This is a genomic window from Polaromonas sp. P4_F9 (genome assembly GCF_056401235.1).
This window is the reverse complement of record NZ_JBFUJT010000015.1, coordinates 21,132-44,300: the sequence shown is the minus strand read 5'-3', so window position 1 is coordinate 44,300 and position 23,169 is coordinate 21,132. Positions and strand designations below refer to the sequence as shown.

Below are 23,169 nucleotides of genomic sequence, written 5' to 3'. Positions count from 1 at the left end.
CCGAGGGGGCTAATTTTTCTAGGGGCGGCCCGTCGAAAAATTGTGCTGTGTGATCTTTTTTGGTTTTATGGTTCATTTGGACACCGCGAGCTTGAGCCCAAAGCCGATCAGGAAAACACCTGCCAGCTTGTTCAGGATGGCGGTGATTTTCGGGTTGGCGCGAATGCGTTCCGCAAGGTGATAGGTCAACATGACCGAGGTCAGGCCATACAGAAAAGTCAGGACGGCAATCGTCGCCGCCATCACGCCAAAGGTTTTCAGCCCCTGGTGCTGCGCCGGATCGACAAACAACGGGAAAAAAGCCATGTAAAAAACAATGGCCTTGGGGTTGAGCAAGGTGATCAGCAAGGCCTGGCGAAAATAATGACGCGGCTTGATTTGCAGGAGGGGTGCGTCGCCGGGCTTGGCGATCAGCATCTTGATGCCCAGCCAGGTCAGGTAAATGGCGCCCATCCACTGCACGGCATGAAAAGCCGTCGGGTAGGCGGCCATCACGGCGGCCACCCCAGCCACGGCCGCCCAGAGCAAGACCTGGTCGCCGGCAATCACGCCCAAGGTGGCGCCCAGTCCACCCCGAATGCCGCCCTTGCCGGTCGAGGTGATCAGCGCCAGGTTGCCGGGTCCGGGAATCAGCAGAAACACAATGATCGCGACAACAAATGCGCCGTAATCGGCAACGCCGACGAATGAGCCCAGCATGGAATTTCTCCGGAAGTAGAGGGCTTGAGTTTACGACAGGGGGTCACGGCGCAAACGCGAATGAACCTGTCTTTCGTGCCGCGCACAACGGCACGACGAAGAAAATCCCGCTCTTCAACCCTGCTGGGCCGACCCTGCCGCAGCTTCCCGGCACCGCATCCAGACGATGCAGCGCTCGGCCTCCAGTCCCGGCACCTGCAACTGTTCCACGTGAAACACTTCAACGGTCGGCGGCAAGGCGGCCAATTCTTCCGCCGGCTGCTTCCCCTTCATGGCCATCCACACGCCATGGGGCGCCAGTGCACCGCCAGACCATTGGGTGAAATCAGCCAGTGAGGCAAAGGCGCGGGAACAGATCAGGTCAAACGGCTGGGTCAGCGTTTCAACCCGCGCATGCAAGCCCTGAAGATTCGGCAGCTTGAGCGCGAGCGCCGCCTGCTTGATGAAGGCGGCTTTTTTGGCCACGGTGTCTACGCAGGTCACGGCAAGCGTGGGGCAGCAGATGGCCATCACCACACCCGGCAAGCCGGCGCCGGAGCCCACATCCAGCACACGGGCGCCCTGCCCCAACCCGGCATTTTGCAGATAGCGCCGCAAAGGCGCGATGGCCGCCAGGCTGTCGAGCAGATGGTGCGTCATCATTTCGGCCGGGTCACGCACCGCCGTGAGGTTGTAAACCTGGGTCCATTTAGCAATCAGCGCCTGATACTCCAGCAGTTGAGCCACCTGAGCGTCCGACAGATGAAGGCCTAAATCCAGCAAGCCCGAGGTGAGTGTTTGAGATAACTTTTGTGTCATTCCAAATCCCAGCAGTTGGCTTTTTCTGATTTATTTGCGACCCAGTGACGCCCATGGGGAGAATTCATCCTTGCAGTCCCTTTTAATCCGAGCAAGCCGATACGGGATGGATCGCTGTTAGGCGCGTCGTGAATCTCAGCCATTCGCCACCCTTCCCCCAATTCCTTGGCACACAGCGCGGACGCATGTTCATACGATTGCAGCACAAACCCGGCGACCGCCTGGGTCATGGCAAGACGTCCACTAACCCAATCTGACGACCCACCGTCGGTAGAAGCCTCAACCACTGCCGTCTTTTCTACGCAGAGGACAGAGAGCGCCGTACGGCAAGATGTATCTCCCTGGATCGGATTGCATTGCCCGTTCCTGGCATTCTGCATGTCCCTCACGCCGCCGGCGCACGTGCTGTAGATCAAGTTGTTCGGGTCATCTTGGACTTCGGCGCGCCCAAAGGTCAGGCCGAACCGGTCAGGGCTCGGTAACGTAGCCGCCACAACAACGGTTGGCGGTGGCACGGGCAACGGCGCGTCGACGACGGTCTGAGCCGACTCAATGGCCGCTTTGCGAGTGCAGCCAGAAACTGCAACCACCAGAAAAACCGCCAACCCACCAATTACAACCGAGAGAGTGCGCGCCACGCGGGTATCAGAAATGTTGCGGCTCATGCATGGTGTTTTGTACGCCAAGATCCGATCCATCAGCCCTGCCATGCCGGCTCTTTTTCAGATAAACCAGCAGCAGCGAGATAGTCGCCGGTGTGATGCCGGAAATCCGCGAGGCCATGCCCAGCGTTTCGGGCCGGTGCCTGGCCAGGGTTTGGCGCGCTTCAAAACTCAGGGCCGACACCTGCAGGTAATCAAGATCCGCGGGCAGCTTGAGGTTTTCATAGTGCGCAGCGCGTTCGACCTCGGTTTTCTGCAGGTCGATGTACCCCGCATACTTGGCCGTGATCTCGATCTGCTCGATCACGCTTTTGGCCAGATCGTCGCTCGCGGCCGCTTCAGCCGCGAGTTCGGGGTTGGCATATTTGCCCTCCTCCAGCGACATCAGGCCAGCGTAGTTCACATCGGGGCGGCGCAGCAAGTCGAGCAGGTTGTATTCGCGCTCAATGGATTTGCCCAGGACCCGCTCGGCTTCGGCCAGCGGGAGATTGTGCGGGTTGACCCAGAGGGAGCGAAGCCGCTCTGTTTCACGTGAAACAGCATCGCGCTTGCGGTTGAAAGCATCCCAGCGGGCGTCGTCCACCAGGCCCAGTTCGCGGGCTTTTTCGGTCAGGCGCATGTCGGCGTTGTCCTCGCGCAGCATCAGGCGGTACTCGGCCCGGCTGGTAAACATGCGGTAGGGCTCGGTCACGCCCTTGGTGATCAGGTCGTCGACCAGCACGCCGAGGTAGGCTTCGTCGCGCCGGGGCAGCCACGCCTCCTTGCCCTGGCACTGCAGCGCGGCGTTGATGCCGGCAAACATGCCTTGGGCCGCCGCCTCTTCGTAGCCGGTGGTGCCGTTGATCTGGCCGGCAAAGAACAGCCCGCCAATTGCGCGGGTTTCAAAGGTTGTCTTCAGTGCCCGCGGATCAAAGTAGTCGTATTCGATCGCATAGCCCGGCCGCAGGATGTGGGCGTTCTCCATACCCGCCATCGAGCGCACCAGCTCATACTGGATGTCAAACGGCAGGCTGGTCGAAATGCCGTTAGGGTAGATCTCGTGCGTGGTCAGGCCTTCCGGTTCCAGGAAAATCTGGTGGCTTTCCTTGTCGGCAAAGCGGTTGATCTTGTCTTCCACGCTGGGGCAATAACGCGGCCCCACGCCGTCGATCTTGCCGGTGAACATCGGACTGCGGTCAAAACCGGAGCGGATGATCTCGTGGGTACGCTCATTGGTATGGGTGATCCAGCAAGGCATTTGCCGGGGATGGGCGATCTTGCCGCCCATGAAGCTGAACACCGGAACCGGCCCGGCGGTTCCGCCCGGCATGCCATCGCCCGGCTGCTCGGTGCATTTGCTGAAGTCAATCGTCCGGCCGTCGATGCGCGGCGGCGTGCCGGTTTTCAGGCGGCCCTGCGGCAGCTTGAGTTCTTTCAGCCTGCTGGAGAGCGACACGGCCGGCGGATCGCCCGCCCGGCCCGCCGCGTAATTGTTGAGCCCGACATGGATCTTGCCATCCAGAAAAGTCCCGGCCGTCAGCACCACGGTGCGCGAACGAAACCGGATGCCGACCTGCGTGACGGCGCCCACCACGCGGTCGCCCTCCACCATCAGGTCATCGACCGCCTGCTGGAACAGCCAGAGGTTGGGCTGGTTTTCGAGTTTGTGGCGAATGGCCGCCTTGTACAGAATCCGGTCGGCCTGCGCCCGGGTGGCGCGTACGGCGGGCCCCTTGGAGCTGTTGAGAATGCGGAACTGGATGCCGCCTTCGTCGGTGGCCAGCGCCATCGCGCCGCCCATGGCGTCGACTTCCTTGACGAGGTGGCCCTTGCCGATGCCTCCGATCGAGGGGTTGCAGCTCATCTGGCCGAGTGTCTCGATGTTGTGCGAGAGCAGCAGGGTCTTGCAGCCCATGCGGGCGGAAGCCAGCGCGGCTTCCGTGCCGGCGTGGCCGCCACCGACCACGATCACATCAAATTCTTGCGGATAGATATAAGGCGATTGCATCACGCCTCCTTCAATAAAGCGGCCTTCAGGCCAGATGCCTGTACGCCATGGAGCTGCCCCGAAGTTGACGATGACCAGAGGGCCACGCCGGCCGCGGCTGGCACAGCCAGCGGCACATCAAGCCGCACGCTGCTTGCGCCCAGACTTGTTCCCGCCCCACCGGGCGAATGGTGAATTTTATCAGGCAGGCCCTTGTTCTGCGCTGCGTAATGGCATTTGAACCATTCCTGCCGGCGCGCTGCAGCAGTGGCATTTGCTATGAATTCAATAGCAAATAACCCCCTATCTGTGCGTGTCTGCCCATGTTCTTTGGCACAAGCGCCACAAAGGCCTCGCAGGCAAGGGACTGGCCGGCACGAAAATCGCCCCACCGCAACGCCAGGAGGCCACAAGCAGCCACAATAGCGGGCATGAAACTCCTCATCTTTGCCGGCAGCACCCGCCAAAACTCCTTCAACCGCAAACTGGCCCACGTCACCGCCGACATGGCGCGGGCCAGCGGCGCCGAAGTCACCCACATCGAACTGGCCGACTTTGACATTCCGATGTACAACGCCGACCTCGAAGCCAAAGGCACGCCGCCCGACGTGATGAAGCTCAAGCAACTCATGTATGAGCATCCGGCCTGGATCATCTGCTCGCCCGAATACAACGCGAGCTATTCCGCCCTGCTCAAGAACACCATCGACTGGGCCTCCAGCCCGGTCAAGTCCGACCCGGCCTGGACCGACGAATTCAAGTTTTCACGCGGCAAGGTCGTCGGCATTCTGAGTGCCTCGCCCGGCGCGCTGGGCGGCCTGCGCTCGCAAAGCCACCTCGCCCCGCTGCTGCTCAATGTGCAGTGCTGGGTTGCCCCGTTCAATTTCGCGCTGGGCCGCGCGGGCGACGCCTTCGACGCACAAGGCAAGCTGGTCAATGACGCGCACCGCCAGAAGGTGCAGGCGGTGATTGACCAGGTGCTGTTTGCCAGCAGCCGCCTGGCAGGATAAGGCGCAGGCATGGCCCCGCCAGGTAATTCCGGCCCATAGCCCCTCCATGATGAATTGCCGACCCGGCTGCGGTGCCTGCTGCATTGCCCCATCCATCAGCTCGCCCATTCCCGGCATGCCCGAAGGCAAGCCGGCCGGCGTGCGTTGCGTGCAGCTTGACGACGCCAATGCCTGCCGCATCTTCGACCAACCCGGTCGGCCGGCAGTCTGCGGGCAGCTGGCCCCCTCGGCAGAGATGTGCGGCACCGGGCGCACGCAGGCCCTGCTGTACCTTGCGCGACTGGAAACCCTGACCACTCCACAGTAAGCTTGCACCTCCCCTCCCCTCATCTTCTCAGCCGTCCCCGCAGTCCGGCCCCCGGCTCAGCAGCAGATACGGTATCTCCCCCCGCCCTATCCCCAAATCATTGAGCTCCCGCGCGCTCATGCCCTGCAGCTCGGCCGCCTGCCTGCGGTCATCGCGCTGACGCCAGAAGCGCGCGTGAAGGCGCAGGCGGGTCAGCGCCTGATTCAACAAAACAAAACCCGGCTTTAACAACATGGTGGCAACTCCTGTGATCGGGAAGTGCCCAATGGTGCGGCTTGTCGTGCTATTGTGGAAGTTGAATTTTCTGATGCAACCTATCAGGATTAATGATGCGTGAACTCAATCTGGACCAGCTGCGCACCCTCGTTTCCATCGCCGACCTGGGCACCTTCTCCGCCGCGGCACGGGCGCTGCATCTGGCGCAGCCCACGGTCAGCCTGCACATCAGCGAGCTGGAGGCCCGGCTGGGCACGCAGCTGGTGGTGCGCGGGGGCCGCAGCGTGGTGCCCACGGCGGCCGGTGCCGTGCTGGTCGAGCGGGCGCGGCGCCTGCTGCGTGACGCCGATGACGCTACCGATGCCGTCAAGCGCCATGTCGAGGGGCGGGTTGGCCGCGTACGGCTGGGCACCTCCACCGGCATCCTGGTGCATTTGCTGCCGCGGGTGCTGGAGCTCATGGCGCGCGCGCATCCCGAGATCGACGTTGAGGTCAGCATCCTCGGCTCCAGTGAAGCCATGGAGCGCCTGGGCCAGGGCACGCTGGATGTCGGGCTGGTGGCCACGCCCCAGCCGGCGCGGCGCGAACTGCTGATGAGCCACTGGCGCAGCGACCCGATGATGGCCTTCCTCCCCGCGGGCTGGAAGGCGCCCAAGCGCATCACGCCGCCCTGGCTGATGGAAAAACCGCTGATCTTCAACGACTCGACCACGCACATGTACCGCCTGACCATGGAATGGTTTGCCGCGGCCGGCCACACGCCCCGGGCGCGCATAGAGCTCAATTACAACGAAGCCATGAAAAGCCTAGTGGCAGCCGGTTATGGCGCGGCCCTGCTGCCACTGGAGCAGGCGGGCGCTGCCGCCATTCCCAACGGCGTGCAGGTGCTGCCGCTCAAGCCCGCATTGACCCGCCACACCGCCGTGGTGCACAGGCCGCTGGCAGCCCTTGACGGGGCCACGCGCAACCTGCTGCAGACGCTGGCGCAGTTCCGGCAAACGTGAGGCGCGACCCGAGCGGCAGCACGCCAAACCACGGCGTGGCCGACACGCGGGAAGCAGGCATGCTGATGAAAGTTCAATTTCTGACAGTTGCGCGTGCCGCACAGGCGTATCGTACAAAGCCAGGCTTTTTTAAAAACAATCCGCCAGGAGACAAACCCGTGAACATCCCATCCCTGAAAAAAGTCGTCAGCGCCGAGGAATGGCAATTGCGCTGCGACCTCGCGGCCTGCTACCGGCTGGTGGCGCTCTATGGCTGGAGCGACCTGGTGTTCACCCACATCAGCGCCAAGCTGCCGGAGGAGGTAGCAGGCCCCGGCGCGCACCACTTCCTGATCAACCCCTACGGCCTGATGTTCGACGAGATCACTGCCTCCAGCCTGGTCAAGGTCGACGGGCAGTGCAACAAAGTCATTGACTCGCCCTTCCCGGTCAATCCCGCCGGTTTTGTGATTCACAGCGCGGTACACGACGCCCGGCCCAACGCCGGCTGCGTGCTGCATACCCACACACGCGCCGGCGTCGCCGTCAGCGCGCAAAAGTGCGGCGTGCTGCCCATCAGCCAGCAATCGACCTTTGTGCTGGCCTCGCTGGCGTACCACGACTACGAGGGCGTGGCCTTTCGCGACGAGGAAAAACCTCGCCTGCAGGCCGACCTCGGGTCCGCCAATTTCCTGATGCTGCGCAACCATGGCCTGCTGGTGGTGGGCACGACCATTGCCGATGCGTTTTTGAGCATGTACATCTTTGAAAACACCTGCCGCATCCAGCTCGATGCCCAGGCCGGCGGCGAACTCATCGCCGTCCATCCGCAAATCATCCAGGGCGTATCGGAAGCGTTGCGCGTGCAGACGGAAGGCATGGGCGGCGCTTTTGCCTGGCCCTCGCTGATCCGCAAGCTGGAGCGGCTCGACAGCAGCTACCGCACCTGACACCTCAGAACCTGTTTACGATCTAAACGAGGCCGCGTTTAGATCGTAAACAGGTTCTCAGCAGCGCCCGCCCGGCCTGAGCGAGGCAACACGAGGCAACACAAGGCAACCGCTGGTGCGGTGTAGCACTAGGTGCTGACCAAAGAGAGCAAGGGCGGATGCGATCCCGGCGGACTGCCTGGTTCCGGCGGTACTTCGCCCTCGTCCACGATCAGCTCCTTGCGCAGCATTTGCACATTGCCAAAAATGGTGGCAAAGGCCACGTCCTTCGCGTCGCGCCCCGTTCCTACACGCACCAGCCGGTCAATGGGCGCCATATGGCTGGGATCAAACAGCACCCAGCGCCCCTCCAGCCAGGCTTCGAACACGGCGTGAAAATCCTGCGGTGGCTCGTCAAAATGGACATAGCCCACCACCAGCCGCGCGGGAATATTGAGCGCCCGGCACAAGGTAATGCCCAGGTGCGCAAAGTCCCGGCACACACCGGCGCGCTGCACAAACACATCCCGCGCCGTGGTCGTCGACGAGGTGCAACCCGGCAGGTAGGCGATCGAGTCGTGAATCCAGTTCTCGACCGCGCGCACGCGGCCGATACCGGAAGGCAGGTGAGCAAACAGCTGCTGCGCCGCGCGGCTCATGGAGTCCGACTCGCAGTAGCGGCTGGGCATCAGGTAACGCAAGACATCATCGGGCACGCTGGTCACCGGCGTTTCTTCAAGATACAGGGGCACGGGCGCGGCGACCAGCCGCACCTGGGCGTGGTAGTTGACGGACAGCCTCCCCTTGGGCGCGTCCAGGCGTATAAAACGGTTGCCGCTGCGCTCGTCGCAGTAATTGTGGACCTTCATGCTCGGCGTGATCGTCAGCCGCTCCTCCATCACCTGGTGGCCCTCGTGAAACGCGGCCTCGATGTTGAAAACAAAATGGGTAGGACTGCCGACTTCGTACTCGAGCAATAAATCGATCAGGGTGGTGTGCATGGAATGGGCGCCGGTTGAGAATAAAAAAAAACCGTCGGAAGGACATTGGGATATTGCAGCCCGGTTGGCACGGGAAGGGCTGGGTCAGATCCGCGTGCGGTGATGACCAGCGCCGTGGCCATGATCATGACCACTGTCCGCGGTGGCAAACCAGTTTTTGCACGTCACGAACACAATGCGCGCAGCGCGCTCCAGCACATCGGCAGAGGGCGCGGCGCGGCGCCGCGCACGCAAACGGCTGACCAGCAGGAACTCGGCAATGCCCGCCTGAAAACCGGCCCGCAGCGACACCGGCGCGGGCGGAGTGGCAGCCCGGTGCGCGATGTCCAGACGCGGCGCCGCGCTGCTGTCCACCGAGCGCGGCGGAAACAGCCGCTGCCGGACCCTGGACATCAACGTACTTGCGGGCGCAGAGGGCGCAGCTGTCGACGAAGACAACGAAGTCGATGAAGACGAAGAAGTCGAAGGTGTGATGGGAGGGAGTGACGCCATTTACTTCATGCCCTTCTTGACCGCACCCACGCCCAGCGCGGCGAGCACCACAAAAATGACCGCCAGAATCAGGAACAGGCCAAACAAGATTTTGGCAATGCCGGCGGCGCCTGCCGCCACCCCGCCAAAACCCAGGGCGCCGGCTATCAGTGAAATGACCGCAAAAATAATCGCGTACTTGAGCATCGGTTCTCCTTTGTCATGCCTCATCCCCGCAAGCCGCGAGCGGATAAGGCCTCAACAAACATCAGCACCAATATCAAAAATCAAAAGCCATCAAAAAGCAGGAGGCGAACACGCGCGAGGCTTACCCGGAAGCAATACTTACATGGTAGAAAAGCAAGCGGCGGTGGCGCATCAGCAACGCCCGCGTGGCACTGTAGGACAAGGCCTCAGTGCATCCGGAGGTTGCTATGATTTTTCTAGCGTTGCGGGCTTGCCAACAGCGGCCCTCGAGGAGCCGTCAGGCTCTTATTTGCCGAACAGGCCGCGCAAGCCCTCACCCACGCGATCGCCCAGATTGGCGCCGGCGCCGGTACCCACACCCGGCAGCAGCGCCGTGCCAATGGCCGCGCCCAGCAGGGCCGAGCGCGACAGCGTCACCTCGGGCTTGTCCAGCGTGCCCCCCACCGTCAGGGGAACGCCCACGGCGCCGCCGATGGCCTGACCCAGCTTGCTGTCGCCCGCCACATTCACGATGACCCGCCCGCTCAGCGCCTTGGCCGGCGATATCGCCACATTGCCGGTGGCGCTCAGCACGCCCGAGCTCGCGATCAGGTTGGTCAGCTGCGCCGCTCGCCCCTGCGTGTTGACCTGCCCGGCCAGCGTGTCCAGACGCGTCTGCCCGCCGCGGCTCAAGCCCACGGTTTGCACGGCCTTGGCCAGGTCCAGACCATTGATCACCGCGTTGCGCACGGTAAACGTGGTGTGGCTTTGCAGCGCATCCACCAGTCCGCTGGTGGTGGCCGCACGGGCATTGAGGCTGGTCGTCGCCTCCAGCTGACCCGACAGCGCGCCGGCCGGAGCGGTCAGCGCAGAGACCTCGACCCCGCGGGTTTGCAGCTGGCCCTGGAGCGCCAGCGCTTCACCGGGCCGCGCCGAGGAGCCCGCAGGCGAGCGACGCAGGCCGAGCCGGCCCTCTATCCTGCCGCCGCCCACCTCGACACGCAAGGCCCAGTGATCCTCGCCGGCAACGGTAGCGCCGCCCTTGTCCGCCTTGTCAGCGGGTTTGGGCTCTTCGCGCTGCAGCGTGGACTGCAGCCCCTGCAGGTTGCCCTTGAGCAGTTTGAACGACACGCTGTCGGGCAGGCCGTCATCGGCCAGCGCCGCCTCGGCCGCCACCGTGGTGCGCGCGCCCGCGGCGCTGACCCAGGTCACCTCATCCAGCACCGTGCGGCGCGGCAAACCCTCCAGGGCGTCGTGTTCCGGCGTTTTCGGCCCGGGCCCCTGCTTGACGGGCTCCGGCTGCTTTTTTTTCTGCAGCGCCAGCAGCACCGCGTCTATACCCTGCTGCGGCAAGACAGCCCGCCGCACCAGCAGCGTGGAAACCGCCAGCCGCCCCTGCAGCAGCGGTTGCCACTGGGGCCGCACTTCCACGCGCTCCAGCGTGAGGGGCGGTTTGCTCTGCACCGCGATGCCGCTCAGCGCCACAGCGGGCAAGGGCCACACATCCACCGCCACCCGGCCCAGCGTCACCGGCACCCCCAGCGCCGCCGAGGCTTCACGCTCGACGCGCAACCGGAAATCGTCCGTGCTCACCCAGCGGTGCAGCGTGAAGGCCACCGCCGCCAGCAAGGCCACCAGCCCCAGCGCCAGATACACCGCCCATTTAAAAACTTTTGCCATCCTGCTATTGTGGCGGTTTCAGGCCGCACGCCGCAGAAAACACGCGTCCCGATTAGAGCCTGCTCACCCTAAAACGGGAGATGCGTTTTAGGGTGAACAGGCCCTGACATCGGGGAGCCATTTCCAACCACCCTTCCAGGATCAACAAGAACACCCGGAAACATTACTGCGCCCCGGCGCCTGCCTCCTGTCGCCGCATATCGCGCTGCATGCGCCTGCCTGAAAGCCCGGCCAACGGCACCGTCGTGCGCGCCCAATTGCAGTCGTGGCGCAGAGTACAAAACCATCGCCACCGACAAGCTGCTATCGCGTCTGAAGCGGGTGGACGAGCGGCTGACCAGCAAGCAGTACCTGATGGGTGAAACTTTTAGCGTGACCGCCCCTTACCTGTCTACCGTCATCAACTGGGCTCCGCGTGTCGGCGTTGACATTGCGCGCCTGGTCAATCTCGCCGCTTTTCGCCAGCGCATGGCGGCCTGGCCACGACGGGGTTGGCTCAATACTTCAACTGGATCTTGTCAAGTTGCTCTTTGCTGACCATAGGCACATCTCCCCGCTTGTTCCAGCGATTGAGATTCCATGCGCCGTCGCCAACCCACGTCTTGAGCAGTTTGAGATTCGCGGCCCGCTCTTCATCCGTCGATCCGAGATACAGATACATGTTGCCGGGTTTGCCTCCGGCATACTGGCTGCTTCCATCGTCCAGCCGGCGCATGAATGCCCCCGTGTCGGGCCAGGCGATAAACGCAATCAAACGCTCGTATGAATCCATGCGCGGCCCTTGTGACTTCTCCGCGTACCCCTTCTCGTCCAGCAGAAAATCAGCCCGCTCAGGCGATTGCGCTCCGTGGCAGGCAACACATTTGGATTTCCAGAGTGGGGCGATGTGTGTGCGGTAGGTGACTTCCTGTGCCGCGACAGCACCAGTGCCCAAAATAAAGATCAGGATCATCGCCAGTTTCTTCAACATAAAGACCTCCTGGTTGGAGTTTGTCGACATTGCCGTCCAGTTGGCCGGTCTCCGCAATATGGACCTGTCAATCACGTATCGGGTTGATTTAAACCAACCCATCACCAATTGCAGCCCCTGCGAACACTGTCGGCCCGATTTTGTTGGGTTGGCCGCCCGGCCAGACCCGGAAACGGCCGTTGGACGCACGCATGCCGGAACGATCTAGCACGAATCCAGCAGCCCGTGTTGCACAGGCAAATTCAGATCGGCACACACTGAAGCCTGTTTTTTTCATTTCCACCTGGACACTTTCGGACACCTTTGGACACCTTCATGCCCTCTTCTCTCATGCCCTCTTTATTCGATCCCACCCAGGCCGGCGACCTTGAACTGGCCAACCGCATCGTGCTCGCCCCCCTCACCCGCAACCGCGCCCCCGACGCCATTCCCACGGCGCTGATGGCCGAGTACTACGCCCAGCGCGCCAGCGGCGGCCTGCTCGTCACCGAGGCCACCGCCATCAGCCACCAGGGCCAGGGCTATGCGGATGTACCCGGCCTCTACGGCAGCGAGCAGCTCGACGGCTGGAAGCAGGTGACCCGCGCCGTGCACGAGGCCGGCGGCAAGATCGTGGTGCAGCTCTGGCATGTGGGCCGCGTCTCGCACACCGAATTGCAGCCGGACGGCGGCCAGCCGGTCGCCCCCTCTGCCATCACCGCCAAGACCAAGACGGTGCTGCTCAAGGACGGCGCGCCCACCTTTGTCGCCACCTCCGAGCCGCGCGCGCTCAAGGCTGAAGAGCTGCCCGGCATCGTGCAGACCTATCAGCTCGCGGCGCGCAACGCGGTCGAAACCGCGGGCTTTGACGGCGTGGAAGTCCATGGCGCCAACGGCTACCTGCTCGACCAATTCCTCAAAAGCGGCTCCAACCAGCGCACCGACGACTACGGCGGCAGCATCGAAAACCGTGCGCGCCTGCTGCTCGAGGTCTCGCGCGCCGTCACCGGCGCCATCGGTGGCGGACGCACCGGCATTCGCCTGTCGCCCGTGACGCCGGCCAACGATGTGCACGACGCCGATCCGCAGCCGCTGTTCGACTACGTGGTGCGCCAGCTCGCCACGATGAACCTGGCCTATATCCACATCATTGAAGGCGCCACCGGCGGGCCGCGCGAAATCGCCGACCGGCCATTCGACTACGCCGCGCTCAAGACCGCCTACCGCGAAGCCGGCGGCCAGGGCGCCTGGATGGTCAACAACGGCTACGACCAGGCACTGGCCAGGCAGGCCGTGGCAAACGGCGCCGACCTGGTCGCCTTTGGCAAGCCCTACATCGCCAACCCCGACCTGGTGGAGCGCCTGCGCCGCAATGCGCCGCTCAACCTGCCCGACCAGGCCACCTTTTATGGCGGCGGCGCCAAGGGTTATACGGACTACCCAACGCTATAAAACCAGACCGCATGCCAGTCATGCATGACTGGCAAGGGTTTCAGGGCTTTTTACTTAAACAAGGCCCTGGTACAGGTATTTGGTGTGCATATAGTCTTCGAGTCCGTAACGTGAACCTTCACGGCCATAACCGGACTCCTTGACACCGCCGAAGGGTGCAACTTCGGCGGCCAGTGCGCCTTCGTTGATACCAACGATGCCGCTCTCCAGCGCATCGGCCATGCGCCAGACGCGCACGATGCTTCAGGTACTCAGTCCAGGTTCGGTCCAAGGGCCGGTCCATTGCCGTGATTTCGGCTGCGCATAGCGCTGCACGGAAAGGTCGTCGGCACGAATCTCGGGCGCGCGGCCGCTCATGACGTCGGCCAGCACGCGCGCGGAGCCGCAGGCCATGGTCCAGCCCAGCGTGCCGTGGCCGGTGTTCAGGTACAGATTGGGCAGCGGCGTGCGGCCCACCAGCGGCGTGCCGTCCGGGGTCATGGGCCGCAGGCCGGTCCAGAAGCTGCCGGTCCCGGCGTAGCCGGCGCCGGGGAACAGATCATTCAGGCACAGTTCCAGCGTTTCGCGGCGGCGCGGGTTCAGGCGCAGGTCAAAGCCGCGCAGCTCCGCCATGCCGCCCACGCGGATGCGGCGGTCAAAGCGCGTGATGGCGGTCTTGTAGCTCTCGTCCAGCACGGTCGAAACCGGCGCGCGGCCCGCGTCGGCGACGGGCACGGTGATGGAATAGCCTTTGACGGGATATACAGGTATTTCCAGCAAACCCGACAGCGCGGAAGTCGAGTACGCACCCAGCGCCATCACGTAAGCGTCGGCCTTGAGCAGGCGGCGGCCCTGCAGCACGCCGGCCACACGGCCGGCACAGACCTCCACGCTGTCGATGGCCTCGCCGAAGGAAAAGCGCACGCCCATGGACTGGGCCAGATGGCCGATACCGGTGGTAAACAGGTGGCAGTCACCCGTCTCGTCGCCGGGCAGGCGCAGGCCGCCGACCAGCGGCCCTGTGGCGATGGCCGGTTCCGCGCGAACCAGCTCCTCAGGCCCCAGCAGTTCGTAGGGCACGCCCGCGGCGCGCAACACGGCCACGTCTTTGCCGACGGCGTCGAGCTGCGCCGAGGTGCGGAACACCTGCAGCGTGCCGCCCTCACGGCCTTCGTAGCGCAAGCCGGTGTCTTCGCGTAGCTGCGCCAGGCAGTCGCGGCTGTATTCGGCCAGCCGCAGCATGCGCTCCTTGTTCACCGCATAACGCCGCGGGCTGCAGTTGCGCAGCATCTGCCACATCCAGCGCAGCTGGTCCATGCTGCCATCCAGGCCGATGGCCAGCGGCGCATGCTTCTGGAACATCCAGCGCAACGCCTTCAGCGGCACGCCGGGCGCGGCCCACGGCGCCGCGTAGCCCGGCGACACCTGGCCGGCATTGGCGAAACTCGTCTCCCGCGCGGGGCCGGGCTGGCGGTCGACCACCGTCACCTCGTGGCCCGCCCGGGCCAGATAGTAGGCCGTCGTGGTGCCGATAACGCCGGCACCCAGAACCAGCACCTTCATGCCAAATTCCCTTGGCACAGGTACTTGGTGTGCAGGTATTCGTCCAGGCCCCAGTGCGAGCCTTCGCGGCCGTAGCCCGATTCCTTGACGCCGCCGAAGGGCGCGGCCTGCGCCGCGATGGCGCCTTCGTTGATGCCAACCATTCCGGTCTCCAGCGCCGAGGCCACGCGCCAGACGCGCTTGATGTCGTTGGAGAAGAAGTAGCCGGCCAGGCCGAAAGGGGTGTCGTTCGCCTGCGCGATCACCTCGTCTTCGCTGGTAAACCGGAATACGGGCACCACCGGGCCGAAGGTCTCTTCGCACGACAACTCCATGTCGGGAGTCGCACCGGTCAGCACTGTGGGCGCGTAGTAGTTCGGACCATTGGCGACTTCTGTACACACGCGGCTTCCGCCCACGACCGCCTTCGCACCTTTGGCCACGGCGTCGTTCACGTGACGCTCGATCTTGTCCACCGCTCGTGCGTTGATCATCGGGCCGATCTCGGCTTCAATCCAACTGGCCGGGCCGACCCGCAATGCGCCCACGCGGGCCGCCAGCTTGTCGACGAAGCGATCATGCACGGCCTCGTGCACGAACACACGGTTGGGGCTCACGCAGGTCTGGCCGCCGTTGCGGAACTTGGCGGCCATCAAGCCCTCGACGGCGGCGTCCAGGTCCGCATCCTCGAACACGATGAAGGGTGCGTTGCCGCCGAGTTCTAGCGACAGCTTCTTGAGCGTGCCGGCCGACTCGCGCGCCAACAGCTTGCCCACCGCCGTGCTGCCTGTGAAGCTGATCTTGCGCACGCGGCCATCGCGCAGCCACTCACCCACCACCTCCGGCGTGCGCTCGCGCGAGGCGGGCACGATGTTCAACACGCCAGGGGGCACGCCCGCTTCCTCGGCCAGCTTCACGAGAGCCAACGAAGTGAGGGGCGTGTCCTCGGCTGGCTTGGCGACCACGGTGCAGCCGGCCGCCAGCGCGGGCGCGATCTTGCGCGCGATCATCGCCGCGGGAAAATTCCAGGGCGTGACCACGGCGACGACGCCAACGGCCTCCCTCAGCACCAGGTAGCGCTTGCTCGCCACCGGCGCGGCGATGATCTCGCCGTGGGCGCGCACACCCTCTTCGGCGAACCACTCCACATAGCCCGCGCTGTAGGCGATTTCGCCGCGCGACTCCGCGAGCGGCTTGCCCTGCTCGCGCGAAATCAGTTTGGCCAGCGGCTCCACGTCGCGCTCGATCAGCGCCTGCCACTTCTTGAGGATCAGGCAGCGCTCGCGCGGCGAGCGTGCCTTCCAGGCGGGCAGCGCCTGTGCCGCGGCGTCGGCGGCCAGCCGCGCGTCCGCCCCGCCGCCGTCGGCCGCCAGGGTGATCAGGCTGTCGTCGGCGGGATTGCGCACCTCGAATTGGCGGCCGTCCTGGGATGCTTGCCAGCGGCCCGCGATGTAGTTCAGTGTTTGCATGTCATCAATAAGTTCAGTGAAAAAATTCCCGACGGCGCCCAAGCCGTCGATCTCTATGCGCACGCGGCGCTCCCGGCAAGCCCGCGCGCCCGGCGCGTCACGGCCTGCAACACGGCGCCCGCCACGCCCCGGATCGCGTCAAAACCTTCGTTCTTCTTGAACGAGGCGACATCCATGAAGCGCTTCTTGTTGATCTCCACCATCACGCTTTCCTGCGTGCCGTCGGGCTTGCCGTAGCGGCGGTTCAGCTCGCCGCCGGTGTAGGGTGTATTGACCGAGCAGGTGAAGCCCTGGGCGCGGATGACCTCGGCGACGAACTCGATGAATTCTGCCGTGCTGGAGGTGCCGCGCAGGTTCCCCAGGCAGAAGTCCATGCGTTCCTTTCCGGCGTCGGCGTGCGTCGGCGCGCCCACCGCGGACATGCAATGGCAGCTGAGCTGGTAGTAAAAGCCGTGCGCCGCCAGCATGCGGTCCATCACCGAAGCGAGCTCTCGGTGGTAGGGCCGGTAATAACGGTCAAGCCTGGCCTCGACCTCCGCGACGGTGAGCTTGCGCTCCTGCAGCGGCTCGCCGTAGCGCGACACCGTCTTGAGCAGCCCGAGCCCGCTCCTGGAGACAAACTGCACCGGCACGGGCCATTCGCCTTCGATCAGGTCGGGGTCGATGTCGAGCTCATGCCGGTTGGCGTCGATGTAGGTGTTGGGAAACAGCGCCTGCAGCATCGTGGCGCCGTATTTGGGCGCATCCTTCCATATCTCCTCCACATACATCGACACGTTGTCGTGCAGGGCCGAGAACGGGACGGGCGAGCGGAAATCGATGGGATAGAGGCGCCCGCTGCGCGAGACATCCACGATCACCGGGACTGGAGGCGCCGTGGGATCAAAACGGTAGAAGACGTCGGGTTCGAGATACATGGATCGGGTCTTCTGGATCAGGCCGTGCATTCGCGCGGCTGCGCCTTGGTCTTTTGCAGCTGCAGCAATTCATCGGCGCTGCGGTGGCAGAAGACCTCCACGCCGCCTTCGAGTTCATGCCGCGGCGGCGTCTTGCTGTCGCACACGCCGGCCACGCGCAAGGGGCACCGGTCCAGGAAGCTGCAAATGCCCGCGCGGTCGGTGGGCGCCTGCACCAGCGGCAGGGCCGCGCGCTGCGCCGCTCCGACTTCTTCCAGCCATCCCGGGCGCAGCTCCGGAACGGAATTGGCCAGCAGGTGGAAATACGGATGGCGCGGCGCATGCGCGAAAGCCGACCGGGTCAGCGACTCCACCTTCTGGCCGGCGTACAGCACCACGATCTCGTCACACACCGCGCGCACGGTGTTCATGTCGTGGCTGATGAACATGTACGACACCCCGAGTTCCTTGCGCAGCTGCGCCAGCAGGTCCAGGATGGCGGCGCCCACGACCGTGTCCAGCGCGGAGGTGACTTCGTCGCACAGGATCAGGTCGGGGTCGGCGGCCAGCGCGCGCGCCAGGTTGACGCGCTGCTTCTGCCCGCCGGAGAGCCCGGCAGGCAGGCGCCGGGCGCAGGCCTGCGGCAGTTGCACGAGGTCGAGCAGCTGCGCGATGCGCTTGTCCAGCGCCTCGCCCTTCAAGCCGCGGTACAGCTGCAGCGGCCGCGCGATGATCTCGGCGATGGTGTGCGAAGGATTGAGCGCCGTGTCCGCCATCTGGAACACGATCTGGATGCGGCGCAGTTCCTCGGGCGAACGCTGCGATACCAGGCGCGGCAGCGGTTTGCCGTCGAACATGATCTGGCCGCCGGCGGGCCCGATCAGGCCGGCGACGGCGCGAGCCAGCGTGGTCTTGCCGGAGCCGGACTCTCCGATGACGCCGATCGCCTGGCCGCGGTACAGGGTCAGGCTCACGTCGTCGAGCACCGGTGCGGCGGGCCGGCCGTGCTTGTCCAGGGGCCCATAGCCGGCGACCAGGTTGCGCACCTGAAGCAGCGGCGTGGCGCCCTCGGCCACCGTCTCGCCGCTGCGCGCCTTGGGATTGGCCGCGGCGATCAGGCTGCGCGTGTAGTCGTCCTTCGGCGTGTTGATGATCTGCGCCGTGGTGCCGATCTCGCGCTCGGCGCCGTCGCGCAGCACCAGGATGCGGCCGGCCATCTGGGCCACCACCGCCAGGTCGTGCGTGACGTAGACCGCCGTGGTCCGGCGCTCGCGCACCACGCGGCGGAAGGCGTGCAGCACCTCGATCTGGGTGGTGACGTCCAGCGCCGTGGTGGGTTCGTCGAAGATCACCAGGTCCGGGTCGCTCATCAGCGCCATCGCGGCCATCAGGCGCTGCAGCTGCCCGCCCGAAACCTGGTGCGGGTAACGCTGGCCGATGCTGTCGGGGTGCGGCAGCGCCAGCTCGCGGAACAGCGTCACGGCTTTTTTCTCGGCCTCCGCACGCGACATCAGCGAGTGGATGTGCGCGGTTTCAACCACCTGGTCCATGATGGTGCGCGACGGGTTGAACGAGGCGGCGGCACTCTGCGCGATGTAGGAGATACGGCGGCCGCGCAAGCGGCGCCGTTCCGATTCGGACAGGCCCAGCACATCGGTGTCTCCGATGCGCACGCTGCCTCCGGCGATGCGGCAGCCGTGACGCGCGTAGCCCATGAGCGCCAGGCCTATGGTGGTCTTGCCGGAGCCGGATTCGCCGATCAGCGCCAGCACCTCGCCGGGTTCGATGCGGAAAGAAACGCCTTTGACGATCTCTGTTTCGCCGCCGCCGGCGGTCTGCGCCACGATGCGCAGTTCGTTCACGAGGACAGTGGCACCCATTAATGTTTCTCCCGGTCTGCGTCGGTATGACCCGGCAGGTTGTCGATAACGAGGTTGACCGCGATGGTCAGCGCGGCGATCGCGAACGCCGGGGCGAGCACCGCGACGCCGCCTATCGGCAATACGCCGAGGTTCTCACGCACCAGGGAGCCCCAGTCGGCCATCGGCGGCTGCACGCCCAGGCCCAGGAAGCTCAGGCTCGCCAGAAGGCGCAGGGCGTAGACGAAGCGCAGGCCCATGTCGGCCAGCAGCGGGCCGGTGATGTTGGGCAGGATCTCGCGGCGCATGATGTAGGCCCGGCGTTCGCCGCGGGCGCGCGCCACCAGCACGTAGTCCATGGCGTTGATGTTCACCGCGAGCGAGCGGATGATGCGGTAGCAGCCCGGCGTGTAGACGATGGCGGCCACGACGACCAGCAGCGTGACGGAGGAGCCGAAGCCAGCGATGATCACCAGCGCGAACATCTTGCTCGGGATCGAGACCAGGGTGTCGAGCAACCGGCTCAGTGTCGAATCTACCCAGCCGCCGGTGACCGCGGCCAGCAGGCCCAGCACCGCGCCCAGGCCGCAGGCGAGCAGCGTGGCCACCAGCGCGACGCCTATGGTGTAGGGCGTGCCCGCGACGATTCGCGTCAGCATGTCCCGGCCCAGGTAGTCGGTGCCCAGCCAGTGCTGCGCGCTCATGGCCTGGAACACCCCCGCGTCGGACATCTCACCCAGCGATTGGTCGGACAGGAAGGGCGCGAACAGGGCCACGGCGACCCAGAAAGCCAGTACGGCCAGGCCCAGTTTTCCGGCGCGCGACCAGCCGGCCAGCAGCCCGCGCTTGCGGGTGGAAACGGCGGAAGGAAGAAGTGTGGCAATAGTCATATAAAAACCTCCGCGCTGCGCACTGCGGTGCGAGCGCCTTCGGGCGGCCGGGCGGCGCTCATTGGTGCCTCAGCCTGGGGTTGGAGACGATGCTGCACACGTCGGCCAGCATCACCAGGATCAGATAAGCCGCGCAAAAAATCATGGCGCAGGCCTGTACCAGCGGCATGTCGCGCTGGACCACGCCGTCGACCATGAGCTTGGCAATGCCCGGATAGTTGAAGATCACCTCAATGATGATCACGCCGCCCAGCAGGTAGGACAGGCTCAGCGCCACCGCGTTGGCGATGGGGCCGATGGCGTTGGGCAGCGCATGGAACAGCACGGCGCGGGCGGCGGACGCACCCTTCAGGCGCACCATCTCGATGTAGGGCGCGGCCAGCTGGTCGATCACGGCGGCGCGCGTCATGCGCATCATCTGCGCCATGATCACGCTGCCCAGGCTGAGCACGGGCAGCGCGAACGAATGCAGCATCTGGCCGGGCGACGACAGGTTCACCTCGTACGAGAGCGCCGGCAACCATTTCAGCTGGACGGCGAACACCAGAACGGCCAGTGTGGCAACCAGGAACTCCGGCACCGAGACCACAGCCACCGCAGACATGCTGGCGAAGCGGTCGAAAGCCGAGCCGCGCCACAAGGCGCACAGGATGCCCAGGCCCAAGGCCAGCGGCACCGCAAAGGCGGCCGTGACAGCGGCCAGCAGCAGCGAGTTGGGCAGGCGGCTGGCAACCGCCTCGCGCACCGGCATGCCCGTGACCACGGACTTGCCCGGGTCACCGGTGGCCACGCCGCCCAGCCAGTCGAAGTAGCGCAGCACCGCGCTGCGGTCCAGGCCCATCTCCTTGCGCAGGGCCTTCACGGCCTCGGGCGTGGCGTCCTGGCCCAGCCTCTCTTCCGCCGCGTCGCCGGGCAGCACGGCGGTGATGGCGAACACCACCGCCGACACCGCCAGCAGCGAGCCCAGACCCGTCAGGATGCGGCCCGCCACCATTTTCACGATGGTCAGGTTCATGATCGGCCTCCGCAGAGCCTCAAGGCGGCCGAAGCCCCCTCCGGGGGCAGCGCGGTACACGAAGTGACAAGCGTGGGGGTCATGCTCGGCCTCCGCAGAGCCGCCTCAAGGCGGCCGAAGCCCCCCTGGGGGGGCAGCGCAGTACACGAAGTGACAAGCGTGGGGGTCATGCTTCTAACCAGACGTGTTCGGCGAAGCTGGAGCCCATCATCCCGCCCAGGGGGACGGGGCTGAGGCCCTTGAGCTTCTTGTTGTGGCCGTCCAGGCTGGAGAGGAACATCGGAATCCCGATGCCGCCGTCGCTATGGATCATGGTCTGCATGTCGGCGTACATCTGGGCCCGCTTGGCCGCGTCGGTTTCGCCGCGCGCGGCCACCAGCAACTGGTCGAACTGCTCGTTCTTCCAGCCCGCTTCGTTCCAGGGCGCATCCGACTTGAAGAACAGCGTCAACGCCAGGTCAGCGCTGGGGCGTGTGTTGACATTGCCGAAGCCGATCGGGTGCTTCATCCAGTGCTGCGACCAATAGCCGTCGGCCGGCATGTTGCGCACCTCCAGGTTCAGTCCGGCCTGCCGGGCAGCGTGCTGCAGCACCAGTGCCATCTCCACCGAGTTTGTCGCGGCGGACGAGGCCACCATCGGGATGGCGGCGCTGCCCAGCTTGGCCTTTTGCAAGTGCCACTTGGCCTTGTCTGCATCGTAGGGGCGCTGCTTCAGGCCCTTGAAGTAGAAGCGGTTGCCCGGGGCGATGGGCTGGTCGTTGGCCACGATGCCACGACCAATCTGGATGGACTTGAGCATCTGCTCGCGATTGAACAGGAGCTTCATGGCCATCACGAAATCCGGGTTGCTGCCGGGGCCGCTGTCGCGCCGCATGATCAGGTCCGTGTACGACACGCCCTTGGTCTCGAAGATGGCGTGCTTGCCGCTGCCATTCACGCGGTCGATGGAGCGCGGGTTGACCTGGCCGACCATATCCAGTTCGCCAGCCAGCAGCGCGTTGATGCGCGCCGACTCGTCGCTGATGCCCACGTACTCGATCTCGTCCAGGTACGGACGGTTGGGCTTCCAGTAGTTGTCGTTGCGCACGGCGATGGAGCGCACCCCGGGCTTGAACTCCTTGACCTTGTACGGGCCCGTGCCGATGCCGGCGTTGAAGTCGGTCGTGCCGTCCTTGACGATGTGGAAGTGGTAGGTGCCCAGGATCACTGGCAGGTCGGCATTGGGCGAGGTCAGCCGGAACGTCACCTCATTGGGGCCCGTGGCGGTCACTTCCTCGATCTGGTCGGCCAGCACCTTGGCCTTGGAACCGGTGGCCGGGTTCTTGTGGCGCATCATGGAGAAGACCACGTCGGCCGGCGTCAGCGGCTTGCCGTCATGGAAAGTGACGCCCTTGCGCAGCTTGAACACCCAGGTCTTGGCGTCCTTGGTGGTGAACTCCTCGGCCAGTGAGGGCTGGGGCGTCAGGCTGCCGTCCAGGTAGGTCAGCCCGTTGTAGAACATGAAGCCGCGGATGTAGTCGGTGCCGTTAGCCTGCTTGGCCGGATCCAATGTATCGCTCACCCCGGAAGCCGCTCCAGCGACCTTGATGCGCCCGCCCTTGCGCGGCGTTTCTGCATGGGCGGCGCCGGCAAGGCCCGCGATGCTGCCGGCCAGGGCCGCCTGCATGCCGCCGGCCGCCAACATGGCCAATACATCGCGCCGGCTCGCGCCGCGCTGCAACGCACCCAGGATGCGTGTGCTCTCTTCAGGGCCGATCAGGCCGTCCAGCTGCTTGTTATCTGCCATGGTTTTCTCCTAGTGGGGTAAAGGCATTGGAGCACCTGGCGACCGGGTATATGCCTCGATCACACGGGGGTGCTTGGTTAAAACTGCGGTTTTGCGGATGGCCGGCGGCATGGTGTGCGGCGCGCCCCCGACAACTTGCCGCCCGACCAGGGCCGCCCGCCGTTGCGAGGCCGCGGCGCTTGCAGGCGCGCCGCCACGCCGGCTTCAGGATCTGGCCGTACGGCTTGCAGCCGCCCATCACCACGCCGAAGCGAGGGTCATCGAGGTCCTTGACGAACAGGTGCATGCGTTCGGGCGGCAGCCGGCCCTCGCAGAGGTCGCAGGCCATCCGGTGCATGGGGAAACAGGTCAGTGCGCCGCTGCAGTCAAAGCCGATGGACTTGGGACGAAGGGTCATGAAAGCATCCTCCTGGAAGGGTGGTGC

At 64.9% G+C, this 23,169-nt stretch carries 24 protein-coding genes and 1 pseudogene; 6 read left to right on the top strand and 19 right to left on the bottom strand.

Annotated features, from left to right (window positions below; all coding sequences use genetic code 11):
- Window positions 1-72: 72 nt before the first annotated feature.
- The 4 genes from AC1DUB_RS14590 to mnmG form a co-directional block, all read right to left on the bottom strand.
- Entirely contained in the window at window positions 73-699 is a 627-nt protein-coding gene (locus AC1DUB_RS14590; RefSeq protein ID WP_477719320.1) for a LysE family transporter, read from the bottom strand.
- A 114-nt stretch (window positions 700-813) separates the two neighbouring features.
- Window positions 814-1,497 (bottom strand): 16S rRNA (guanine(527)-N(7))-methyltransferase RsmG, encoded by a 684-nt coding sequence (rsmG, locus tag AC1DUB_RS14585; protein WP_477730098.1) that lies wholly within the window; start codon window positions 1,495-1,497, stop codon window positions 814-816.
- A complete protein-coding gene (locus AC1DUB_RS14580) occupies window positions 1,494-2,162 on the bottom strand; it encodes a hypothetical protein (protein WP_477730097.1) in 669 nt (222 codons plus the stop codon). The genes rsmG and AC1DUB_RS14580 overlap by 4 nt, the downstream gene beginning before the upstream one ends.
- Complete coding sequence (mnmG, locus tag AC1DUB_RS14575; RefSeq protein WP_477730096.1) at window positions 2,143-4,146, bottom strand: tRNA uridine-5-carboxymethylaminomethyl(34) synthesis enzyme MnmG; 2,004 nt, start codon at window positions 4,144-4,146, stop codon at window positions 2,143-2,145. Before mnmG ends, AC1DUB_RS14580 begins: the two co-directional genes overlap by 20 nt.
- Window positions 4,147-4,556: 410 nt before the next feature.
- Between mnmG and AC1DUB_RS14570 the strand changes: the two genes are divergently transcribed.
- A complete protein-coding gene (locus AC1DUB_RS14570; protein WP_477719317.1) occupies window positions 4,557-5,135 on the top strand; it encodes an NADPH-dependent FMN reductase in 579 nt (192 codons plus the stop codon).
- Window positions 5,136-5,184: 49 nt separating this feature from the next.
- Window positions 5,185-5,442, top strand: a complete 258-nt coding sequence (locus AC1DUB_RS14565) for a YkgJ family cysteine cluster protein (RefSeq protein ID WP_477730185.1) — start codon at window positions 5,185-5,187, stop codon at window positions 5,440-5,442.
- Window positions 5,443-5,469: 27 nt separating this feature from the next.
- Here the strand turns inward: AC1DUB_RS14565 and AC1DUB_RS14560 are convergent, their stop codons facing one another.
- Window positions 5,470-5,676 carry a DUF1127 domain-containing protein gene (locus tag AC1DUB_RS14560; protein ID WP_477730095.1) on the bottom strand — a complete coding sequence of 69 codons (207 nt, stop codon included), beginning with the start codon at window positions 5,674-5,676 and terminating at the stop codon, window positions 5,470-5,472.
- Window positions 5,677-5,771: 95 nt separating this feature from the next.
- Between AC1DUB_RS14560 and AC1DUB_RS14555 the strand changes: the two genes are divergently transcribed.
- Window positions 5,772-6,662 carry a LysR family transcriptional regulator gene (locus AC1DUB_RS14555; RefSeq protein WP_477730094.1) on the top strand — a complete coding sequence of 297 codons (891 nt, stop codon included), beginning with the start codon at window positions 5,772-5,774 and terminating at the stop codon, window positions 6,660-6,662.
- Window positions 6,663-6,820: 158 nt separating this feature from the next.
- On the top strand, window positions 6,821-7,591 hold the full coding sequence (locus AC1DUB_RS14550; protein WP_477730093.1) for a class II aldolase/adducin family protein: 771 nt from the start codon (window positions 6,821-6,823) through the stop codon (window positions 7,589-7,591).
- Window positions 7,592-7,719: 128 nt separating this feature from the next.
- On the opposite strand, the gene AC1DUB_RS14545 is transcribed toward AC1DUB_RS14550, so the two are convergent.
- From AC1DUB_RS14545 to AC1DUB_RS14530, 4 genes are all read right to left on the bottom strand, one after another.
- Window positions 7,720-8,571: a transglutaminase-like domain-containing protein gene (locus AC1DUB_RS14545; protein WP_477730092.1), complete on the bottom strand. Its 852-nt coding sequence runs from the start codon at window positions 8,569-8,571 to the stop codon at window positions 7,720-7,722.
- 84 nt (window positions 8,572-8,655) lie between these two features.
- Window positions 8,656-8,964 carry a hypothetical protein gene (locus tag AC1DUB_RS14540; RefSeq protein WP_477730091.1) on the bottom strand — a complete coding sequence of 103 codons (309 nt, stop codon included), beginning with the start codon at window positions 8,962-8,964 and terminating at the stop codon, window positions 8,656-8,658.
- Window positions 8,965-9,063: 99 nt separating this feature from the next.
- Window positions 9,064-9,249 (bottom strand): DUF1328 family protein, encoded by a 186-nt coding sequence (locus tag AC1DUB_RS14535; RefSeq protein WP_477719311.1) that lies wholly within the window; start codon window positions 9,247-9,249, stop codon window positions 9,064-9,066.
- Window positions 9,250-9,534: 285 nt separating this feature from the next.
- Window positions 9,535-10,908: an AsmA family protein gene (locus AC1DUB_RS14530; RefSeq protein ID WP_477730090.1), complete on the bottom strand. Its 1,374-nt coding sequence runs from the start codon at window positions 10,906-10,908 to the stop codon at window positions 9,535-9,537.
- 108 nt (window positions 10,909-11,016) lie between these two features.
- Between AC1DUB_RS14530 and AC1DUB_RS14525 the strand changes: the two genes are divergently transcribed.
- On the top strand, window positions 11,017-11,445 hold the full coding sequence (locus AC1DUB_RS14525; protein WP_477719412.1) for a glutathione binding-like protein: 429 nt from the start codon (window positions 11,017-11,019) through the stop codon (window positions 11,443-11,445).
- On the opposite strand, the gene AC1DUB_RS14520 is transcribed toward AC1DUB_RS14525, so the two are convergent.
- Window positions 11,405-11,878: a cytochrome C gene (locus tag AC1DUB_RS14520; RefSeq protein ID WP_477730089.1), complete on the bottom strand. Its 474-nt coding sequence runs from the start codon at window positions 11,876-11,878 to the stop codon at window positions 11,405-11,407. The two genes, AC1DUB_RS14525 and AC1DUB_RS14520, sit on opposite strands and share 41 nt — an antisense overlap.
- Window positions 11,879-12,208: 330 nt before the next feature.
- On the opposite strand from AC1DUB_RS14520, the gene AC1DUB_RS14515 reads away from it, so the two are divergent.
- Window positions 12,209-13,309, top strand: a complete 1,101-nt coding sequence (locus AC1DUB_RS14515; RefSeq protein ID WP_477730184.1) for an alkene reductase — start codon at window positions 12,209-12,211, stop codon at window positions 13,307-13,309.
- Window positions 13,310-13,363: 54 nt separating this feature from the next.
- On the opposite strand, the pseudogene AC1DUB_RS14510 reads toward AC1DUB_RS14515, so the two are convergent.
- The 9 genes and pseudogenes from AC1DUB_RS14510 to AC1DUB_RS14470 all read right to left on the bottom strand — a co-directional run.
- Window positions 13,364-13,543 (bottom strand): annotated as a pseudogene (locus tag AC1DUB_RS14510) (aldehyde dehydrogenase family protein); the annotation flags it as partial.
- A 9-nt stretch (window positions 13,544-13,552) separates the two neighbouring features.
- A complete protein-coding gene (locus AC1DUB_RS14505) occupies window positions 13,553-14,851 on the bottom strand; it encodes a D-amino acid dehydrogenase (protein WP_477730088.1) in 1,299 nt (432 codons plus the stop codon).
- The gene (locus AC1DUB_RS14500; RefSeq protein ID WP_477730087.1) at window positions 14,848-16,299 is read right to left on the bottom strand and encodes an NAD-dependent succinate-semialdehyde dehydrogenase; all 1,452 of its coding nucleotides are present in this window, start codon (window positions 16,297-16,299) and stop codon (window positions 14,848-14,850) included. The genes AC1DUB_RS14505 and AC1DUB_RS14500 overlap by 4 nt, the downstream gene beginning before the upstream one ends.
- Before the next feature lie 53 nt (window positions 16,300-16,352).
- The gene (locus tag AC1DUB_RS14495; RefSeq protein ID WP_477730086.1) at window positions 16,353-17,216 is read right to left on the bottom strand and encodes an N-formylglutamate amidohydrolase; all 864 of its coding nucleotides are present in this window, start codon (window positions 17,214-17,216) and stop codon (window positions 16,353-16,355) included.
- Between the two features lie 17 nt (window positions 17,217-17,233).
- Window positions 17,234-19,075 carry an ABC transporter ATP-binding protein gene (locus tag AC1DUB_RS14490; RefSeq protein WP_477730085.1) on the bottom strand — a complete coding sequence of 614 codons (1,842 nt, stop codon included), beginning with the start codon at window positions 19,073-19,075 and terminating at the stop codon, window positions 17,234-17,236.
- Entirely contained in the window at window positions 19,075-19,944 is an 870-nt protein-coding gene (locus tag AC1DUB_RS14485; protein WP_477730084.1) for an ABC transporter permease, read from the bottom strand. Before AC1DUB_RS14485 ends, AC1DUB_RS14490 begins: the two co-directional genes overlap by 1 nt.
- Window positions 19,945-20,002: 58 nt before the next feature.
- Window positions 20,003-20,959: an ABC transporter permease gene (locus tag AC1DUB_RS14480; protein ID WP_477730083.1), complete on the bottom strand. Its 957-nt coding sequence runs from the start codon at window positions 20,957-20,959 to the stop codon at window positions 20,003-20,005.
- 166 nt (window positions 20,960-21,125) lie between these two features.
- Complete coding sequence (locus AC1DUB_RS14475) at window positions 21,126-22,745, bottom strand: ABC transporter substrate-binding protein (RefSeq protein WP_477730082.1); 1,620 nt, start codon at window positions 22,743-22,745, stop codon at window positions 21,126-21,128.
- On the bottom strand, window positions 22,735-23,142 hold the full coding sequence (locus AC1DUB_RS14470) for a hypothetical protein (protein WP_477730081.1): 408 nt from the start codon (window positions 23,140-23,142) through the stop codon (window positions 22,735-22,737). Before AC1DUB_RS14470 ends, AC1DUB_RS14475 begins: the two co-directional genes overlap by 11 nt.
- Window positions 23,143-23,169 lie beyond the last annotated feature (27 nt).

Coding starts and splice junctions, on each gene's coding strand:
- AC1DUB_RS14490 (WP_477730085.1), bottom strand. CDS start 19,075: ATGGGTGCCACTGTCCTCGTGAACGAACTGCGCATCGTGGCGCAGACC.
- AC1DUB_RS14580 (WP_477730097.1), bottom strand. CDS start 2,162: ATGAGCCGCAACATTTCTGATACCCGCGTGGCGCGCACTCTCTCGGTT.
- AC1DUB_RS14505 (WP_477730088.1), bottom strand. CDS start 14,851: ATGAAGGTGCTGGTTCTGGGTGCCGGCGTTATCGGCACCACGACGGCC.
- AC1DUB_RS14540 (WP_477730091.1), bottom strand. CDS start 8,964: ATGTCCAGGGTCCGGCAGCGGCTGTTTCCGCCGCGCTCGGTGGACAGC.
- AC1DUB_RS14520 (WP_477730089.1), bottom strand. CDS start 11,878: ATGTTGAAGAAACTGGCGATGATCCTGATCTTTATTTTGGGCACTGGT.
- AC1DUB_RS14470 (WP_477730081.1), bottom strand. CDS start 23,142: ATGACCCTTCGTCCCAAGTCCATCGGCTTTGACTGCAGCGGCGCACTG.
- AC1DUB_RS14495 (WP_477730086.1), bottom strand. CDS start 17,216: ATGTATCTCGAACCCGACGTCTTCTACCGTTTTGATCCCACGGCGCCT.
- AC1DUB_RS14530 (WP_477730090.1), bottom strand. CDS start 10,908: ATGGCAAAAGTTTTTAAATGGGCGGTGTATCTGGCGCTGGGGCTGGTG.
- AC1DUB_RS14515 (WP_477730184.1), top strand. CDS start 12,209: ATGCCCTCTTTATTCGATCCCACCCAGGCCGGCGACCTTGAACTGGCC.
- rsmG (WP_477730098.1), bottom strand. CDS start 1,497: ATGACACAAAAGTTATCTCAAACACTCACCTCGGGCTTGCTGGATTTA.
- AC1DUB_RS14555 (WP_477730094.1), top strand. CDS start 5,772: ATGCGTGAACTCAATCTGGACCAGCTGCGCACCCTCGTTTCCATCGCC.
- AC1DUB_RS14535 (WP_477719311.1), bottom strand. CDS start 9,249: ATGCTCAAGTACGCGATTATTTTTGCGGTCATTTCACTGATAGCCGGC.
- AC1DUB_RS14565 (WP_477730185.1), top strand. CDS start 5,185: ATGAATTGCCGACCCGGCTGCGGTGCCTGCTGCATTGCCCCATCCATC.
- mnmG (WP_477730096.1), bottom strand. CDS start 4,146: ATGCAATCGCCTTATATCTATCCGCAAGAATTTGATGTGATCGTGGTC.
- AC1DUB_RS14590 (WP_477719320.1), bottom strand. CDS start 699: ATGCTGGGCTCATTCGTCGGCGTTGCCGATTACGGCGCATTTGTTGTC.
- AC1DUB_RS14500 (WP_477730087.1), bottom strand. CDS start 16,299: ATGCAAACACTGAACTACATCGCGGGCCGCTGGCAAGCATCCCAGGAC.
- AC1DUB_RS14485 (WP_477730084.1), bottom strand. CDS start 19,944: ATGACTATTGCCACACTTCTTCCTTCCGCCGTTTCCACCCGCAAGCGC.
- AC1DUB_RS14475 (WP_477730082.1), bottom strand. CDS start 22,745: ATGGCAGATAACAAGCAGCTGGACGGCCTGATCGGCCCTGAAGAGAGC.
- AC1DUB_RS14480 (WP_477730083.1), bottom strand. CDS start 20,959: ATGAACCTGACCATCGTGAAAATGGTGGCGGGCCGCATCCTGACGGGT.
- AC1DUB_RS14570 (WP_477719317.1), top strand. CDS start 4,557: ATGAAACTCCTCATCTTTGCCGGCAGCACCCGCCAAAACTCCTTCAAC.
- AC1DUB_RS14560 (WP_477730095.1), bottom strand. CDS start 5,676: ATGTTGTTAAAGCCGGGTTTTGTTTTGTTGAATCAGGCGCTGACCCGC.
- AC1DUB_RS14545 (WP_477730092.1), bottom strand. CDS start 8,571: ATGCACACCACCCTGATCGATTTATTGCTCGAGTACGAAGTCGGCAGT.